Below are 18,245 nucleotides of genomic sequence, written 5' to 3' on the forward strand. Positions count from 1 at the left end.
CCTTAGTCATCAAGCTCAAAAAATGCACATTTAGATAAATGTGAGCATTGTAACTTACTTAGCTTAAAATTTCATGTCTTCAAAGAATTTTTTCACACCTGCAAACCAGGAATTTGAGCGTGGAGAGTGTTTTCCCTTGGCATTTTCCAGTGATTCTTGGAATTTAGTCAATAATTCTTTTTGTTCTCGTGATAAATTCACAGGAGTTTCTACAACTACTTTACATAATAAATCACCCTGCCCATGACCACGAACCGATTTCATTCCCTTACCTCTCAAACGAAACACTTTTCCGGTTTGCGTTTCCTCAGGGATCTTTAAAGTAACCCGACCTTCAAGGGTTGGTACTTCTATGGAACCACCCATTGCAGCGATTATAAAACTTATAGGTACCTCACAATGTAAATCATTTTCATGACGTTCAAATATAGTATGTTTTTTTACGTTGATTTGTACATATAGATCACCTGGGCCACCACCATGCGTTCCGGCTTCCCCTTCTCCACTTAATCGAACCCGATCACCATTATCTACACCAGCGGGAATTTTAACGGTTAGTTTTTTACTTTCACGGACCCGGCCTTGGCCATGACAATCTTGGCAAGGATCTGAAATAATTTTTCCTTCACCATGACAACTAGGGCAAGTTTGTTGAATAGAGAAAAAACCTTGTTGAATTCTAACTTGTCCTATTCCATTACAGGTTTCACACGTTTTAGGTTGGGTTCCTTTTTTAGCACCACTACCGCTACAGGTAGAACACGCCCCATGTCTAGGAACGGTAATTTGCACTTCTTTACCCTGGGCAGCTTCTTCGAGTGTTAACTGCACATTAAATTGCAAATCAGCACCTCGTTGCCCACGAGATTGTCGTCCGGTACCTCGTCCGCCCGAAAAGATATTTTCAAAAATATCTTCAAAGACATCACCAAAACCTCCAAAACCCCCAAAACCTTGACCACCTCGCATGGAAGGATCAACGCCTGCATGTCCAAATTGATCATAGGCGGCCCGTTTTTGCGGATCTGAGAGAATACTGTAAGCGTATTGAATTTCTTTAAATTTTTCTTCTGCAGCAGAATCACCAGCATTGCGATCTGGGTGATACTTCATTGCCAACTTGCGATATGCTTTTTTAATTTCGGCATCACTTGCAGTTCGACTTACTTCTAAAAGTTCATAATAATCCCGCTGTTCCATAACTACTCACAATATTTAAAAATTAACAATAGGCAATTTGGCCTGAGTGCAGCAAAGCGAAACCTGGGATTAATAGATTCTTTTATATCCAGAAATCCCGGGTTTCGCCTTGCTGCACCCAGGCTAATTGCACCTAGGCTATTAAGTCAACGATACTATCAATTATTTCTTATCGTCTTTAACCTCTTCGAACTCAGCATCCACAACTCCTTCATCAGTTTTAGCTGACTCTTGAGTTTGCGCTTGCTCTTGCTGAGGAGCCTCAGCTTGTCCTGGTTGTCCTTCGGATGCCTTTTTAGCATAAACTCGTTCCGCCATTTTAGAAGAAGCATCGTTTAACACTTTTAATTTCTCTTCGATTTGTGCTTTGTCAGTGCCCTGAATCGCTTCTTTTAATTCAGCAATTGCTGTTTCTATACCTTTCTTCTCATCTTCAGCAAGTTCAGCAGCCAAATCTTTCATTGATTTTTCACAGCTATGAATCAAGCTGTCCGCCTGATTACGTAACTCTGCCATTTCCTTAAACTTCTTATCTTCTTCTGCGTGCGATTTGGCATCTTTTATCATTGCCTCGACTTCTTCGTCACTCAATCCACTAGATGCTTTAATAACGATGGATTGTGCCTTACCCGTAGCTTTATCTTTAGCGGAAACATTCAAAATACCGTTCGCATCGATATCAAAAGTGACTTCAATTTGTGGTACACCACGTGGAGCAGGAGGAATATCACCTAAATCGAATCGACCTAAAGATTTATTCGCTGAGGCTTGCTCTCTTTCACCTTGGAGTACATGCACAGTAACTGCTGTTTGATTATCATCCGCTGTAGAGAACACTTGATTGGCTTTAGTTGGAATTGTGGTATTTTTCTCAATGAGTTTTGTCATCACGCCACCCATAGTTTCAATACCTAAAGACAATGGAGTTACGTCAAGCAACAGAATATCTTTTACCTCACCAGATAAAACAGCGGCTTGAATAGCAGCACCTACAGCAACGGCTTCATCGGGGTTAACGTCTTTACGTGGTTCTTTACCAAAAAACTCTTCTACTGTTTTTTGTACTAAAGGCATACGTGTTTGACCACCAACTAAAATGACTTCGTTAATTTGTGATACAGTCAATCCAGCATCTTTCAATGCGATTTTGCAGGGCTCTACTGTTCGCTCGACCAGTTTTTCAACCAAAGACTCCAGTTTAGCCCGAGTTAATTTAATATTTAGATGTTTTGGTCCAGAAGCATCCGCTGTAATATAAGGCAGGTTAACATCTGTTTGTTGTGCTGAAGAAAGTTCAATTTTTGCTTTTTCAGCAGCATCTTTCAATCGTTGTAAGGCCAATGGATCACTGTGTAAATCAATACCTGTATCTTTTTTGAATTCAGAAGCCAGGTACTCAATCAATGCCAAGTCAAAGTCTTCACCACCCAAGAACGTATCACCATTTGTTGCCAGCACTTCGAACTGATGTTCTCCATCCACTTCTGCAATTTCAATGATCGAGATATCAAACGTACCGCCACCCAAGTCATATACAGCAATGATTGAATCACCTCGTTTTTTATCCATACCATAAGCAAGAGCTGCAGCGGTAGGCTCGTTTATAATACGTTTTACTTCAAGACCCGCAATACGGCCTGCATCTTTAGTTGCCTGACGTTGAGAATCATTGAAATAAGCAGGTACTGTAATCACTGCTTCTTTCACTTCTTCACCAAGGTAATCTTCTGCAGTCTTTTTCATTTTACGTAATACTTCAGCAGAAACTTGTGGTGGGGCTTTGTCCTGAGTTTTAACACGGACCCAAGCATCTCCATTGTCTGCTTTAATAATCTTGTAAGGAACCATTTTGATATCTTTTTGAACAACTGCATCATCAAAACGACGACCGATCAATCGTTTAATCGCAAATAAAGTATTATCAGGATTAGTTACTGCCTGACGTTTTGCAGCTTGTCCAACCAATACCTCACCATCATCAGTAAAAGCGACAATCGAAGGCGTTGTGCGGTGACCCTCACTGTTTTCAATTACTTTAGGTTTATCACCTTCCATTACGGCAACACATGAGTTGGTGGTACCTAAGTCTATTCCAATAATTTTAGCCATTCTATTCTTGCTCCAAAGTAGTAGTTTTCTAATGCAATGATTCTTATATGGGGCATAACCTGCCTATTTCAACCCACAGAACTCACATTTTTATTTTTTTGACACGACCACACGAGCTGGTCTAATCACTCGTTCACTTAGTTTGTATCCTTTTTGGAATACTGCTAACACGGTATTGGGTTCAGCATCAGGTACCGCTTGCATCGACATCGCTTCATGAATCTGTGGGTCAAAAGGCATACCCATGGGATCAATTTGCTGAATTTCAAATTTTTTCAATACATCCAAAAACAGTTTCAGAGTTAATTCTAAGCCTTCGCGCATTGCTGTATCTTCTGCTTTATCAGCGAGTAGCAAAGCTTGTTCTAGACTATCAATTACCGGTAATAAATCAGTAATTATCTTCTCAACACCATAGCGATGAGCATTACTTATTTCACGTTCCGCACGACGACGAACATTTTCCAATTCAGCTTGAGCACGAACTGCTTTTTCCCAATTTTCATGAGATTGCTGTTCTGCAAGAGTCAGCTTTTCACTCAACTCTATGTAACTTGGATGAGCTAAAGAGGGTTCTGAGTGTTCTATTTCTTCAGGTAAGTCGACAGCCTCTTCCGCATTTTCAACGTGTTTTGATTCATGTTCTTCTTTAAATTGATGCCAATTTTTATCTTGTTTCTTACTCATGCAATTGCTCCTCTCCACGGCTTAGCTATTGTGAAAACCAGAGATGGGGGCACCTAATAAGATTTCAAGGGTTATTAAATTTTTATTCCAGCAAATTCATGCAAATCACTGTAATAAAAATTAAAAAAAGTATTTTCAACAACACCACTAATTTTACCAATAAATAACTAGGTACTAATAAAGGTGTACTGCTGATTAAGCCCTAATTCCGCCATCAAAAGCTTTTCAATAATGCATTTGATTTTATTACTTTACCCCAAAGTGTAATTTAATAATTCATTAAGGTTAAATATTGTACAATTATAGTATCAAGTATTGAATTTAATTTGGACTGAGTTCCAGCTGTATCAAGGAAACCAAAATGCCAAAAAATCATAAAAATTCCAAAAAAAAACCTGAGTATATTGCACAGGATCAAACGATTGTTTCATTAAAGTCTAAAGATGAACTCTTAACAAAACAAGAAAAAGAAGCACTTAATCAAATTTATAATGAATCCGTAATGAGGCTGGAAAGAACTCTATACTTATTAACTCAACTCCAAGATTATTTAAATAACTGTGATCAAGGGATTAAACATCAGAAAAATATAAATATTAAACAGATGTTCATTGATGATAATGCCCCTCCTAAAGTTTTACATGCTTTAAGAATGTTAAAAAGACATTTTTATGTTCCCATTACTGGGGGGCATTCTATAAATAATATTCTTGATAACATCGAATCAATTAAAAACAACCTACTCAAAACTTATAAAGGATTAAACAGGCAATTAAACATCTCTCTTGAAATCATGGATCACAAGCCCTTGCAGCATGAAATCGCGGCACTCGAAGAAAAGACTTATGTGCTGGTAAGAGCAAATAATCAATGGTATTTATTTTATTTTGAAAATACGAAAGATAACCCGGTAGAACACAATATTGATGAGCTAATTCCTCAAATTAACACGCAATCAACGGTTGAAGGCGCAAAACTGAATTATCATTTATTACTTAGAGACTTAATGCTTTATCATGCCAAAAATGTGGAGTCTAAGCCTAATAAGGTGTATATCAGTAATATCAGAAAGTCTTTATTAAATAATCCTAAGAATACAGTCGTTGGATATGTTTTTGGTCATGAGGTAAAGAGTGATTTGGGAGAGGTATTGTTCGTAAGAGACTATTTTGGTCCAATCCATATTGATTATCGAATGCTTACAAATCATCCTGCCAAGGCTTTAGCAACATTGCTGCATGAGTCTTCACATCGATATGGTTTTGTCAATGATAGAGGATACTACCATGGAAGAAAACCAGTAAAAAACAGTACTGAAGAACGCCCTTATCCGGACGATTTTCGATTGTTACCCAGAACGACTCAAGCAGAATGTTCTAGAGTTACAGCAAGGGCAATTAATAATGCAGATACCTATTCTTTTTTTGTATTAGATAATACTGACTCTCATGAGCTATATGACAGAGATAATTTACCAGATTGGTATGATACCAAAAAAGAAATTACTTTACCTGAAGAGAAAAAACCCTTTTTTTCTAAGAGCTCTTTGATAAAATTCTCCATCTTTGCCGTAGGTACTCTCTTTTTGGGCGGCGTCGCGTATGCGAAACGAGATACAATAGGGTCTATGGTGAAGGATACAATGGAAAGTCTTAGTGATTTTACCCCGAACAAAAGTTAGTAATGACTTCAAGCACCTCATAGCAACAGAGGTTGTCAGGTGCTTTGCTCATTATAAGCAAGCATACCCCTTCTTCTATTTGCCCCCTCAAAGCCCCTAAAGTTTTTATGCGTATAGAGAAGATGGATAAAAGCTTTATCATTTAAGGCCCGGTTCGCTTGCAGTATGTGTTCATTTATTCCATACTTAGACTCAAAAAAGTTACATAGGTTTTTTTATGCAAAAATGGTCGCCTACGTCTTGGCTCCAGTATTCGTATTTACAAGCTGCTACTTATTCTGACGAAGAACAGTTAAATAAAATTGTAAAACAACTGAGCCTTTTACCTCCGCTGGTTACCAGTAGTGAAGTAAAGAATCTAAAAAAAGAAATTGCACGTGCTGGACGTGGTGAAGCCTTTATCCTTCAAGGTGGCGACTGCGCTGAGTCATTTAATGATTGTCGTTCAGAAATTATTAGCAATAAATTAAAAATCATCCTACAAATGAGTTTGATTTTATTACATGGCTTACGAAAACCCATTATTCGTGTGGGTCGGATTGCTGGGCAGTATGCAAAACCTCGATCTTCCGATTATGAAACACTACAGGGTGTTACTTTACCAAGCTATCGAGGGGATCTGGTTAACTCCCCTGAATTTACACAGGAAGCACGCGAACCCAAGCCTAAATTATTATTACAAGCCTACAACTGCTCCGCAATCACTTTAAATTTCATTCGTAGTTTGCTCGACAGTGGTTTTGCGAGTCTTAATCATCCTCAGCAGTGGGATTTGGGTTTTGTTGAACATTCCAAACAAAAAGATGAGTATCAAACTCTGGTTAAATCAATTTCCGATACCTTGGATTTTTTAGAAACTATAGGTGGAATACAATCCAGTAATTTAGCTAAAGTAGATTTTTACACCTCTCATGAAGCCTTGCATTTGCATTATGAACAAGCCTTGACTCGTCAAATGGAAGATGGCTTATGGTATAACCTCTCTACTCACCTACCATGGATTGGTATGCGCACTGCACAAGCTGACAGTGCACATTTGGAGTTTTTACGAGGTGTCGAAAATCCCATCGGCATCAAAATTGGCCCCGGTGCTACTCCCGAATGGTTAGAAGAAGTATTGAATCGTGCAAATCCTCAGCGTGAAGAAGGACGACTTTTATTGTTCACTCGATTGGGAGCGCGGCACATAGATAAACTGCTTCCTCCGCTTATTGAAGCGGTGCGGAAAACAAAAATTCCAGTGACCTGGTCTTGTGATCCTATGCATGGAAATACAGAAACCACAGTGGATGGCATTAAGACTCGTCACTTCGATAACATTCTTTTAGAACTCAAACAAGCTTTGGAAATTCACCGCAATATGGGTAGTTATTTGGGTGGTGTTCATTTTGAACTTACTGGTGATAACGTTACAGAATGTATTGGTGGTGCTCGCGGATTATCCGCAGATGATCTGAAAAAAGCCTATCATAGTCTGGTTGATCCTCGACTCAACTATGAACAGTCAATAGAAATGGCCATTCAATTGAGTAGACAGTTTAGAAATGAATGACGTTAAACTCCCTCAAGTAATACATCAAGATCTAGAGATGAACGTTTGCCAAGGTCCTTCGCATGTTCTGAGAGAAAGGCGTCAGCAGCTTGGCGTCCTTCATCACGTAGCATAAGCAAAAAATCCCATTCAGCATTGAGTTTGGAGGAATAACCCAGCTCAAGCATAATATCGCTGCTTACTCGATGTATCCGCATACCTGCCCATTTTGCTCCTTCAGAATCGCCTGAATGGGCAAGCTGCCGCAGTAAAGCAATCATGCGAAGCTCCTTAAGTAATACCGCATTAAAAGAAACTTCATTCAAACGGTTAAGAATGCTTCTCGCCGACTGGGGAATATCTGGCCGGCTGACAGGATTAATTTGCACTAAAATTGTATCCTTTGATTTACATTCACGAACCAGCGGTGTAATTGTGGGGTTCCCTGAGTATCCTCCATCCCAGTAGTGCTCTCCATTGATCTCCACCGCTTTAAAAAGAGTGGGCAGGCATGCGGATGCAAGAAGAACATTGGGAGTGATTTCTTCATTGCGAAATACTCTTCCCCTGCCCGTACTCACATTGGTTGCAGTAATAAACAATTTGATTGGACTACTTGACAATTTTTTAAAATCAATAGTTTTCACTAAAATAGTGTGGAGTGGATTCACTCCGAACGGATCGAGATCATAGGGTGAAAACAATCGTGACAAGATATCCATGCTGATAAAAAAAGGGGAATAATCCAGCGACCACTGGCCCAATATAATATCAAGAGGACTGCGTTGTAAAGGACTAAACCGTGCCGCTTCCGAGACATTCCTCCAGAACAACTCGAGCATATCGCGTGCTCCCTCAGAGCCACCTTTGGTGTAGCCATCAGCCAGGACTGCTGCATTCATAGCTCCAGCAGATGTTCCTGATATACCATCGATTCGCAGTTTTCTTTCTTCTAATAAACGGTCCAACACGCCCCAGGTAAAAGCTCCATGAGCACCCCCACCTTGTAGCGCTAAGTCAATAAGAACATCATGAGTAATTTTATGAGAGTGCGCCATGGTGTGTAACATCCGTTTTATTGATTCGATAGAGAAGCATCCATACTGTTAACATAGCGGGTAAGTTACTAAAATTCAAATCCAGAGAATTATAGGAACTAAATTTTGCTCATGAGCTCAGACACTTAGCTTGCTTTTTTCAAGTATCGTGCAAAAATCGGCGCCTAATTAATTCAGTATGAAAAATAAGAGGCCCTAATTGATAACGAGCAACCAAAACTTAAATTCGCAAGTTCAATCCCCACTTCTTCAGGAAGAAAGCATATTAAAAATCGATAGTTTATTACAAAAAAATCTAACAATTGGCAAAGAAAGTCATACTGTCCAAGAATGGCTAAACATGCCTAATATTTCTTTGCGTGCCGGTTTTCAAGCCGCAGCCATTGCGTCGTTCATAGAAGATCAATTGTTTTTTTTAGAGCGTTTCAATCAATATCTTATCTATCTAAAAAAATACATTGAATTGAGCAAAGCCAAAGAACAACTACTGGATGCAGATGATGAGCTTCAGAAATTTCTGCACGAAAAATATCAACCCCAAGCAGAACAAACACTTCAACAAGCATTTTCTCTTCTTAATGAGATTTGGACAGAATGCATTAATGAACAAGGCAGTTTTCATTTAAATATATCCTTATCTAGTGTTTGGAACGCAAACTCAGGATTTAAAAGTGCTGCTAAAGAAGGTAAGAAAATGATTGAACAAATTTCTTTAGAACTGCAATTATTAAACAATCTCAAGGTAAGAAAGCGATTAATGGACATCCCTAAAATCTACCTGGAATCGTTGAAACATTCAGAGACCACCCCAGAAAGATTAATGCTGGATACAATAAACAAGGCAAATCTCATTTTAACTAGAATTCTCCCTGGTCTCCTCGGAGATGAGGGGATTCAGCAAGCCAGGACTGGAGAGAAGGCGTTCAATAACGCTGTACTGAAATGGGAGAAGGTAAACTCGCTAACCCCTCCTGAGCCCTGGGGGCCAAGGCAAGCACTTTTAGCAAAGAAAATGGAGAATGTAGGTAAGATTATTTATGAATGGGCCGAAGTACATTCCTCTTCAGGAAAACAAAAGAAATTACAGATCACGAGTTCTATTGATCCATTATTATCGCCTCGTTATCAAAGGGTAGAGCAGCCACAGGGTAACTCTTTATTAACATCATCTTTTAGTATTAATGCCAATGAATCCTTCTCAACCCGGTCAAATAGAAAATCATTAAATCTTACTTCTTTAGTTTCATCTAGCACCCAGGAATCGTGTAAAAAATTAAAAGAGCATCAGACTAGTTCTTCCTCGGAGGATCCTGAACAAAAGTCTGGTGCACTTCAGCCTCGGTCTTCTTTTTCTCTTTTTTCACTGTTTTCTCAAAAGTCGGAAAAATACACTTTCCCATCTCAGGAAGATTTAGAACACGCGGACCGATTAAGAAAATTAACACTTCCTCCAACTCCATCCGATATAGCTTCGTATCATCAACTCATAGAAAAAGTGCATATCCTTAAAGACAAGCGATATCAGAAACTCAAACAAGCAGTAGAAGAAGAATACTCCATTACCTTCCACAAAGAGTCCAATGTGATGATGGAATTGTCAGAAGATTGTGTTCCATCGAGTGTAAGCCAATGTTTGACACAATAAATTTTATCCATATTTAATATTTTTGCTAATTATAGCCTGGGTACCGGGAAACTCAGGCTATATTGGATACTATTGTTGATGATAATTAGGGCTATACTCATGAACAGCCTCAATCATAGCCGCAACATGCTCAGGCGGCACGTCAGGAGTAACTCCATGACCGAGGTTGAAAACATGTCCAGAACCTATACCAAATGAGGCCAACACCTTCTTCACTTCTTCGCGAATACACTGTTCTGAGGTCAACAACACCGATGGATCAAGGTTTCCCTGTAAGGCAACTTGATTGCCAACTCGTCGACGCGCTTCACCTAAATCACAGGTCCAATCAATCCCCAAAGCATCACAACCCGTAATCAGCATTTTTTCCAACCATTGACCACCGCCTTTGGTAAACAAAATAATGGGTATGTTAGGGTAATTCGTTTTAATTTTCTGGACGATGTAATGCATGTACTTCAAGGAATATATCTGATAATTCTCGGGTGTTAAAATTCCTCCCCAGGTATCAAAAAGCATGATTGAATTTACACCAGCCTTGATTTGTTCTATAAGATAATCTGCTACGGATACTGCTAACTTATGCAGCAATATCTGAGCCGCCTCCTTTTCTGTATAAATTAGATGCAGAATACGTTTAAAGTCTCTAGTACTTCTACCTTCAACCATATAACATGCCAACGTCCATGGGCTACCTGCAAAACCAATTAAAGGAAGTTCTTTTGGCATTTCTTGACGGATCAGCCGTACTGCATCCATTACATAAGCTAAAGTACCTGATTCTGGAATTTGCAAATTAGTAATTGCCTGTTTATCGTGCAATGGACGCTGAAAACAAGGCCCTTCACCCTCAGAAAAATACAACCCTAATCCCATTGCATCTGGAATGGTCAAAATATCAGAAAATAAAATAGCAGCATCTAAAGCATATCGACGTAAGGGTTGTAATGTAACCTCACACGCTAGCTCTGGATTTTTACACAGACTTAAAAAATCACCCGCAAGTTCTCTGGTCTTTCGATATTCAGGTAAATAACGCCCCGCTTGACGCATCATCCATACGGGAGTTCGTTCTACAGGTTGTCGTCTTAAAGCACGAAGAAACAAAGATTGATCCAGATCATACATCATATTATCCCAGCATCATCAAATACATTAATGCTAACATATTTATGCAATATCCACTCTCAGTAATACAAGAATTGTTGCTAATTGACTATGAAACAAGATTAGAAACATAATCTGCCTCTATTTTACGATTACAGGGTTTATTATGGGATCAATAAAAAGTTCTTCACAGTCGATAGGAGTAGGATATCCTAAAAACACAGGTAGATTAAAACTTGTGCAGGGAAACTCTACAAAATGTCCCCATAAAATAGCTTTAATGGGCGACTCCACTTTAGATAATGGATATTGGGTCAATAAAAGAAAACCTTATGATCAAAAAAACCAAACCGTAACGCATCAAACTGCAGTCGCTCTCGCCCAAAACGATTCGACAAACTCTTATGAAATAGGTAATTTTGCCGTTGATGGCGCGACCACACAAGATCTACTGACTTATTGTCCCTTAGATAAAGTATTACCCAAAGATAAAGATCATAATGGCTCTTATGTACATCAGCTAAATGCAGTTAAAGAATGGAAGGCTGAGGTTGCAGTCCTAAGCGTTGGGGGTAATAACTATCGAGAAGCTCTGGCAAATACCTTGTTGAAAGAAATGAATTATCCTCAACTCCTCTTAAGAGTTACGCCTGATCATGCAAAACCTGCGATTACCTTAGCATTTAATGAAGTAAAAGCTAAGATACTGAGTGATTATAAAAAAATTATTGATGAGTTAATTGAGAATAATCCTCAACTCAGTCGTATTGTTCTTTTATCCCAATATTATCCCTCGATTACCCAATTAACTCCTTATTTTATTTATACTGGATTTTCTCATTTAGCACGAGCAGAAGGAAAAGGCCGTCCTCCTTTTACTGTGGTTGAAGAAACCATGAATGAACTCTATCGAGAAATCCTTGCCTATGTAGCTACTAAAGAAAAAGAAATTGTTTTTGTGGATACGACTTCTTCGTTAAATCCTTTGGGTGGAAAGCATACGTTACAAATTGAACCTAATGAGCAAGGATCAGTGATTATGGGGCGATTGATTGCTAGTGCAGTGGAATATAATTTTCCTGCCGAACAAGAGCACAACTCCATTACCAGAATTTACCTGGACGCTGATGAAAAGCAAATTCATTCACAAATTTTAAAGAAAGAGGATATAGAGCATTTCAGTGTCAAAAAAATTGGCCAATTTATTAGCGAAAGCCGTTATCGTCATTTAGGTCTATTATTTTCCCCCTCATCCAGCTTGGCTGAGCGTTTTGAAAGCGCTTATCATGCGATTACAGGCAAACAATTTGATGATGAATATACCGGTTTTCCTGCTTTAGGCTTATTAGACCTGACCTTATTGCCCGCCATCGCTACTTACTTATGGCGTGTTGCATTGAATGAAAACGTTCACACTTCGTTTCGCGTATTGGCAGGTAGTGTCGCTGGGCCTATTTTATTAAGTAAAACGATTCTTGGCTTATCTTTGACCTTAGGACTTGCGCTACCCATACTAGGATACGATACAGCAGCAAGTCTTCTTTCGAATACATGCACTCCGACTCCAAATGAGGAAGATGAGCATTCTGAAACTGAGTTAAAGGTATAGAAATAAGGGTAGAATTACCCTGAAAAAGAGTTCCCGGGTTACTTCATACAGCGAAACCCGGGATGAGACAATTTCAAGATCCAGGTTCATTAACTTAAATAACACCCCTCTATACATACGGTTAACTATTTAGATAAAATCACGATAAAATTACTCTTGATAGGCAGAAAAAACGTTGGATACCTTAAATATCAAAGCTCTTAATGTAAGTACTAAAATTGGCGTTTACGCATGGGAACAACGTATTAATCAACAACTAAAGATTGATATCAGTATTGATATGGATTTCAGTGCATGCAAGGAAGATTTGACCAAGACTATAGATTATCAAGCAGTTTGTGAGTGTGTAACCGACTATGTTGAGTCAAAATCTTTTCAACTGATTGAAACCGTTGCTAATGAAGTTGCAGATTTAATCAAAAAGGAATTTCTCGTCACTCAAATTACTGTCGGAATTAGTAAACCTCATGCAATCAAGAATGCTGAAAACATTCAGGTAATAGTTCGTCGTTGAGTAATCCTAAAATGAACAATTAAACCTGAGTTAAATGCTAATGGAGCGCTTATCCACCACTGGTAACCATACCATTCAGACGTTCATTTTTTGCCAAAATCATTTGAGCATTTTGCGCAAGTGCACGATTTGAATAGGGACCAACTACCACTCGGAACCAATTACCTTTTGTAGCATGACTCACAGGAATAATATATACACTAAAACCTTTAAGTATCAATGTTCCTTTCATTTGTTCTGCATCTCGGCGCGCTTTAAAAGAAGCTACTTGCACTAAATATTTCCCTTTATCTGAAGTAGCCGGTTTCGCTACAGGTATCGTGTTAGCAGCCACTTGTACTTTCGCAACATTTGGTTTTATTGTTGCGGCTCCACTGGGGACATTGACCGTTGTCTTAACCGCTGAAGTAGCAGCAATTGGCGTGGTTGTGGCAGCAACGGTTGCTGCAGTAGCATTTGCAGCGGATTGGACGGAAGCAGTAGAGTTAGCATTGGGTTGTGAATTTGGAACTTTTTCATTGGCCAATAACGTATAAAACTCAAATTTTGGTTTAGGAGGAATCGCGGCATGTTGTGCCGCAGGTTGCTTAGTAGATTCCCTTTTTATTTCATTATGGGCTAAAACTTGGGAATTAACCCACTTGGTTACGGTTTCTATATCCAAAAAAGAAGCGGTTAAATACCCAAATAAAAAAGTCAACGTTATCACTAAAAACTGATGCGGTGCAGCGCCACGCGACCGTGAAGAACGCCTATTTCCATATTCTTTTGCCATCACATACTCTCTGGAGCGGTTACGCCCAATAATTCCAAACCATTTTTTAATATTTGACGTACTGCCTCTAACAGACAAAGGCGAGCACATCGTAATTGCTCTTGCTCACACAACAGCGGAACAGCATTATAGTAGCTATGCAAGCCGTTGGCTACTTCGCGTAAATAATAGGCCACTTGGTGAGGTTCACAATGAGCAGCTGCTAATTCCACAATTTCTGGATACCGACTGATTAAAGAAATCAAATGAGTTTCGTGAGATTGCTCCAATAAGTCAATATGTTTTAGACCAATTGCCTTGTCCCACAACAAACCTCGTTCCTTTAATTGTCTCAATACAGAACATATCCTTGCGTGAGCATACTGAATATAATAAATGGGATTATCACTTGATTCTGATTTTGCCAAGTCCAAATCAAAATCCATATGTTGTTCTGACTTACGTGCTACATAAAAGAAACGTGCAGCGTCGTTTCCTACCTCATTACGAAGTTCTCTTAAAGTGACAAAAGAACCACTTCGCGTAGACATTTGTACTCGCTCAGAACCACGATATAAAATGGCAAATTGCACGAGCAATACATCCAGTGCGCTTTCATCATGTCCCAATGCTTTAACCACAGCGCGCAATCGAGTGATATAGCCATGATGATCCGCACCAAAAATATCAATTACCCGATCATAACCCCTATCATATTTATTCCAATGATAGGCAACATCCGAAGCAAAATAAGTAGTATGGCCATTGGCACGTACCAGTACTCGATCTTTTTCGTCACCAAAATCAGTCGCTCTAAACCAAAGGGCCCCTTCTTTTTCAAAGGTATGACCACTATTCTTAAGAGCCTGAATCCCTTTTTGGATCGAACCATCTTCAAACAAGGACTGTTCTGAGAACCAGCTATCGTATTTCACACCAAAATCAGCTAGATCATCTTTGATATCATCAAGCACTGTATTTAATGCATGTTGATGAAATAGGGTAAAAACCTCGATGCTCAAAAGTTGTTTTGCACGCATGACTAAAGCATCGATATAAATTTCTTTGTCTCCGCCATGAGGTTCATCAAGAGGTAACCCTTCAACTACACTAGTCCATGGATGTACATATTCTTTACCATGTTTTGCCCAAAATTCCTGAGCTATTTCAGAAACATACTGACCTTTATAAGCATTAGCAGGAATAACTACTGGTTCCCCAGCGAGTTCGAGATAACGTAACCATACACTGGCAGCAAGAATATTCATTTGCCTGCCAGCGTCATTAACATAATATTCTAAAGTTACATCATAGCCTGCAGCCTTTAGAACATTACCTAAAGTAGCTCCAAAGGCAGCACCACGTCCATGCCCTACATGTAAAGGGCCTGTTGGATTAGCAGAAACAAACTCGATCAAAACTTTTTGATTTTGACCAATAGTACTCCGCCCAAAAAGCTCGCCTTGTTCCAGTATTTCAGCAATAACTTGAGAGCGAGAACTACTGCGGATGAAGAAATTAATAAAGCCTGCCCCAGCGATTTCCACTTTGTCCAAGGAAGGATCAGCCGGTATCGCTTGAACTAAAAGTTCGGCTATTTTACGCGGTGCCTGACGACACGGTTTAGCTAAAACCAAGGCCAAATTACTGGCATAATCACCATGAGCAGAATCTTTTGAGCGATCTACCTTAATATCAACATCCAAATCAGTAGGAACCTCGCCTGACTTTTGTAATGATATTAAAGCGTGTTTTAAAAGCTGCTCTACAGTATGTTTCATGCGACTTAGTTTTCCATCAAAAAATGATACTATTATGCGCTTTTTTGTACCATATGAAAAGGTTTTATATACCTTATGCAACACAATTTGCTCTCTTATTAAAAAACAGCAAATTGTTCCTATATGAACTATGAGTTACACTTAAATACTCACTCTTTTCAACATCATTAATACTGTGTTATCAAACTCGTGTGAATCATTAAGCGGTATCGGACCAACACTTGCAGCAAAACTTGCAAAATGTGGTATCCATTCTGTGTGTGATTTACTGTTCCACTTACCTTATCGTTACCAAGATAGAACCCGAATAACACCCATCCAGGATTTACGCGCTAATGAGTGGAGCGTGATTGCAGGGCGAGTATGTAAAACGGAAATTAAAACCGGCAAACGTGCCATGCTGCATTGTTATGTGGAAGACAAAACCGGAATAATAAAACTGCAGTTTTTTCATTTTAATAAAACTCAAATCAATAATCTAAAGAACAGCACAATGATACATGCCTTTGGAGAAGTTCGTGAGTTCAGCAATATCCTAACCATGACTCATCCGGAGTATCAGTTGCTCGATGATGAAAACGAATGTCAAGTGAATGAAACACTTACTCCAATTTATCCAAGTACCCAAGGCTTAAGCCAATCAAGACTTAGACAGTTGGTCAATGTCGCCATAAATAGTTGCAAAAACGAGCTTCAACAATTGGAATGGATGAGTGAGACACAATTACAGGAAAATGGCTTTTTTCCTTTAGGAGAGGCAATTCAGCTTTTACACAATCCACCCCCAGATATCTCGGTGCAATCTCTAGAAGAAGGCCAGCATCCAGCGTTAAAACGATTAATTTTTGATGAATTGTTAGCGCAGCGCCTAAGTCTGCAATTCGCCCGAGAAGCACGGAACATCTTACATGCTGTTGCCCTGCCTATAGACCAAAATTTGAATCAACGTTTTCTAGATTCTCTCCCCTTTACACTCACGAACGCGCAGCATAGAGTTGCCCAAGAGATTAGCCAGGATCTAACCCAAAATAAACCCATGTTACGCTTAGTACAAGGCGATGTGGGTGCAGGAAAAACCATCATTGCTGCCCTTGCAGCATTACAAGCTATTGCTAATGGACAACAAGTGGCTTTTATGGCTCCAACAGATCTTCTTAGCGAGCAACACGCGAATAATTTGATCCGTTGGCTAGAGCCTTTGGGAATAAAAATTTTAAGACTTAGTGGAAAAATGAAACTCAGTGAACGTCGTACAGCCTTTGCTGCGTTAGCTGATCATAGTTGTCAGCTAATTATTGGCACGCATGCGTTATTTCAAGAAGCAGTCCACTTTGCCCGTTTAGGTCTAGTAATTATTGATGAACAACATCGATTTGGAGTGGAACAAAGATTGCTTTTGCAGCAAAAAGGGCAACAGGAACATCTCATTCCTCATCAATTATTAATGACAGCCACTCCTATTCCAAGAACACTTTCGATGACCCACTTTGCCCATTTGGATATTTCAATTATCGATGAATTACCCCCAGGACGTATGCCGATTTCTACCGCTGTATTAAGTCAGAACAAAAGAGAAGCAGTCATTGAACGATTAGAAGTAGCGATAGCCAGTGGTCGACAAATTTATTGGGTATGTACCCTTATTGAAGAATCTGAAAAATTACAATGTATGGCGGCTACTCAAACCGCCCACGCCTTACAAGAACAACTCCCTGGAGCACGGGTGGGCCTTGTACATGGGCGAATGAAAGCTTTAGAAAAAGAAGCAACCATGGCCGCATTTAAAGAGGGTGAAATTAATTTACTGGTTGCTACCACAGTAATTGAAGTTGGAGTAGATGTCCCAAATGCCAGTCTTATGATTATTGAAAATGCAGAACGTTTGGGTTTATCGCAACTGCATCAATTACGTGGCCGAGTAGGTAGAGGAAGTACCCAATCTCATTGTATTTTGCTTTACCAAGCACCCCTATCACAACAAGGTGCTGAGCGATTAAAAATAATGCGAGCAACTAATGATGGATTTATTATTGCGGAAAAAGATATGGAGCTAAGAGGAGCAGGCGAAGTCCTTGGAACTCGGCAAACTGGTTATCGACAATTTAAAATTGCGGATATCCAACGGGATCGCAATGTACTTCCACTTTTGCCCACTATAGCAAAAACACTTTTAGAGGAGTCACCACAAACTGCCCGCAACATTACCCAACGCTGGTTAGGAAATTTTGAGCAATTTTTGCAGGGGTAAAATATTTTTAGAAAAATATAAGTCAAGACTGTTTTTTATTTTTTTCTTTGTTAAGATAGCGGAGCTAATCCTCTTATTTTTCCAAAACACATATTTGTGGATAACTCTCTCACAATATGGTTTGCTAAAAATCCAAGTTCCTCGTATTTCCTCAAAAAATCCTTATCCCCTAAGACTTATGGCTTATTTGATTTTTCTAATGCCTGAAATCTTTTATCCACAAAATCTGTGGATAATGCTGTGAACATCATGTAAAACCCCATATAAAATCAGCTTGGTTTGCACTTGCTTCAGAACTTTCCAAAGTGCTCCTCAGTGCTT

13 protein-coding genes are annotated in these 18,245 nt (G+C 39.2%); 6 read left to right on the forward strand and 7 right to left on the reverse strand.

From position 1 onward, the window contains the following. Positions 1 to 63: 63 nt before the first annotated feature. The 3 genes from dnaJ to grpE all read right to left on the reverse strand — a co-directional run bounded on the left by dnaJ (position 64) and on the right by grpE (position 3,996). On the reverse strand, positions 64 to 1,200 hold the full coding sequence (gene dnaJ / locus ACWTE2_RS04440; RefSeq protein WP_182391288.1) for a molecular chaperone DnaJ: 1,137 nt from the start codon (positions 1,198 to 1,200) through the stop codon (positions 64 to 66). 162 nt (positions 1,201 to 1,362) lie between these two features. Further along, positions 1,363 to 3,309, reverse strand: a complete 1,947-nt coding sequence (dnaK, locus tag ACWTE2_RS04445; RefSeq protein WP_454784320.1) for a molecular chaperone DnaK — start codon at positions 3,307 to 3,309, stop codon at positions 1,363 to 1,365. A 90-nt stretch (positions 3,310 to 3,399) separates the two neighbouring features. Further along, positions 3,400 to 3,996, reverse strand: a complete 597-nt coding sequence (gene grpE, locus ACWTE2_RS04450; RefSeq protein ID WP_454784321.1) for a nucleotide exchange factor GrpE — start codon at positions 3,994 to 3,996, stop codon at positions 3,400 to 3,402. Between the two features lie 361 nt (positions 3,997 to 4,357). Here grpE and ACWTE2_RS04455 point away from each other — a divergent pair, with 361 nt between their 5' ends. Both ACWTE2_RS04455 and ACWTE2_RS04460 read left to right on the forward strand, forming a co-directional pair. Then, positions 4,358 to 5,677, forward strand: a complete 1,320-nt coding sequence (locus ACWTE2_RS04455; RefSeq protein WP_454784322.1) for a hypothetical protein — start codon at positions 4,358 to 4,360, stop codon at positions 5,675 to 5,677. Positions 5,678 to 5,894: 217 nt separating this feature from the next. After that, a complete protein-coding gene (locus ACWTE2_RS04460; protein ID WP_454784323.1) occupies positions 5,895 to 7,229 on the forward strand; it encodes a 3-deoxy-7-phosphoheptulonate synthase class II in 1,335 nt (444 codons plus the stop codon). A 2-nt stretch (positions 7,230 to 7,231) separates the two neighbouring features. On the opposite strand, the gene ACWTE2_RS04465 is transcribed toward ACWTE2_RS04460, so the two are convergent. Beyond that, positions 7,232 to 8,266, reverse strand: coding sequence for a patatin-like phospholipase family protein (locus ACWTE2_RS04465; RefSeq protein WP_454784324.1), 1,035 nt, complete (start codon positions 8,264 to 8,266; stop codon positions 7,232 to 7,234). Positions 8,267 to 8,465: 199 nt separating this feature from the next. Between ACWTE2_RS04465 and ACWTE2_RS04470 the strand changes: the two genes are divergently transcribed. Then, positions 8,466 to 9,911 carry a hypothetical protein gene (locus ACWTE2_RS04470; protein WP_454784325.1) on the forward strand — a complete coding sequence of 482 codons (1,446 nt, stop codon included), beginning with the start codon at positions 8,466 to 8,468 and terminating at the stop codon, positions 9,909 to 9,911. A 69-nt stretch (positions 9,912 to 9,980) separates the two neighbouring features. On the opposite strand, the gene hemE is transcribed toward ACWTE2_RS04470, so the two are convergent. Then, the gene (gene hemE / locus ACWTE2_RS04475) at positions 9,981 to 11,039 is read right to left on the reverse strand and encodes a uroporphyrinogen decarboxylase (protein ID WP_454784442.1); all 1,059 of its coding nucleotides are present in this window, start codon (positions 11,037 to 11,039) and stop codon (positions 9,981 to 9,983) included. A gap of 145 nt (positions 11,040 to 11,184) precedes the next feature. Here hemE and ACWTE2_RS04480 point away from each other — a divergent pair, with 145 nt between their 5' ends. Then, entirely contained in the window at positions 11,185 to 12,627 is a 1,443-nt protein-coding gene (locus ACWTE2_RS04480) for an SGNH/GDSL hydrolase family protein (protein ID WP_454784326.1), read from the forward strand. Positions 12,628 to 12,802: 175 nt separating this feature from the next. Continuing rightward, the gene (gene folB / locus ACWTE2_RS04485; RefSeq protein WP_454784327.1) at positions 12,803 to 13,141 is read left to right on the forward strand and encodes a dihydroneopterin aldolase; all 339 of its coding nucleotides are present in this window, start codon (positions 12,803 to 12,805) and stop codon (positions 13,139 to 13,141) included. Positions 13,142 to 13,190: 49 nt separating this feature from the next. On the opposite strand, the gene ACWTE2_RS04490 is transcribed toward folB, so the two are convergent. Further along, positions 13,191 to 13,916 (reverse strand): SPOR domain-containing protein, encoded by a 726-nt coding sequence (locus tag ACWTE2_RS04490; RefSeq protein WP_454784328.1) that lies wholly within the window; start codon positions 13,914 to 13,916, stop codon positions 13,191 to 13,193. After that, entirely contained in the window at positions 13,916 to 15,676 is a 1,761-nt protein-coding gene (argS, locus tag ACWTE2_RS04495; protein WP_454784329.1) for an arginine--tRNA ligase, read from the reverse strand. The genes ACWTE2_RS04490 and argS overlap by 1 nt, the downstream gene beginning before the upstream one ends. Before the next feature lie 175 nt (positions 15,677 to 15,851). Between argS and recG the strand changes: the two genes are divergently transcribed. Then, positions 15,852 to 17,924 carry an ATP-dependent DNA helicase RecG gene (gene recG / locus ACWTE2_RS04500; RefSeq protein WP_454784330.1) on the forward strand — a complete coding sequence of 691 codons (2,073 nt, stop codon included), beginning with the start codon at positions 15,852 to 15,854 and terminating at the stop codon, positions 17,922 to 17,924. The last annotated feature ends 321 nt before the right edge of the window (positions 17,925 to 18,245 follow it).

This window comes from Legionella nigrisilvae (genome assembly GCF_977063395.2).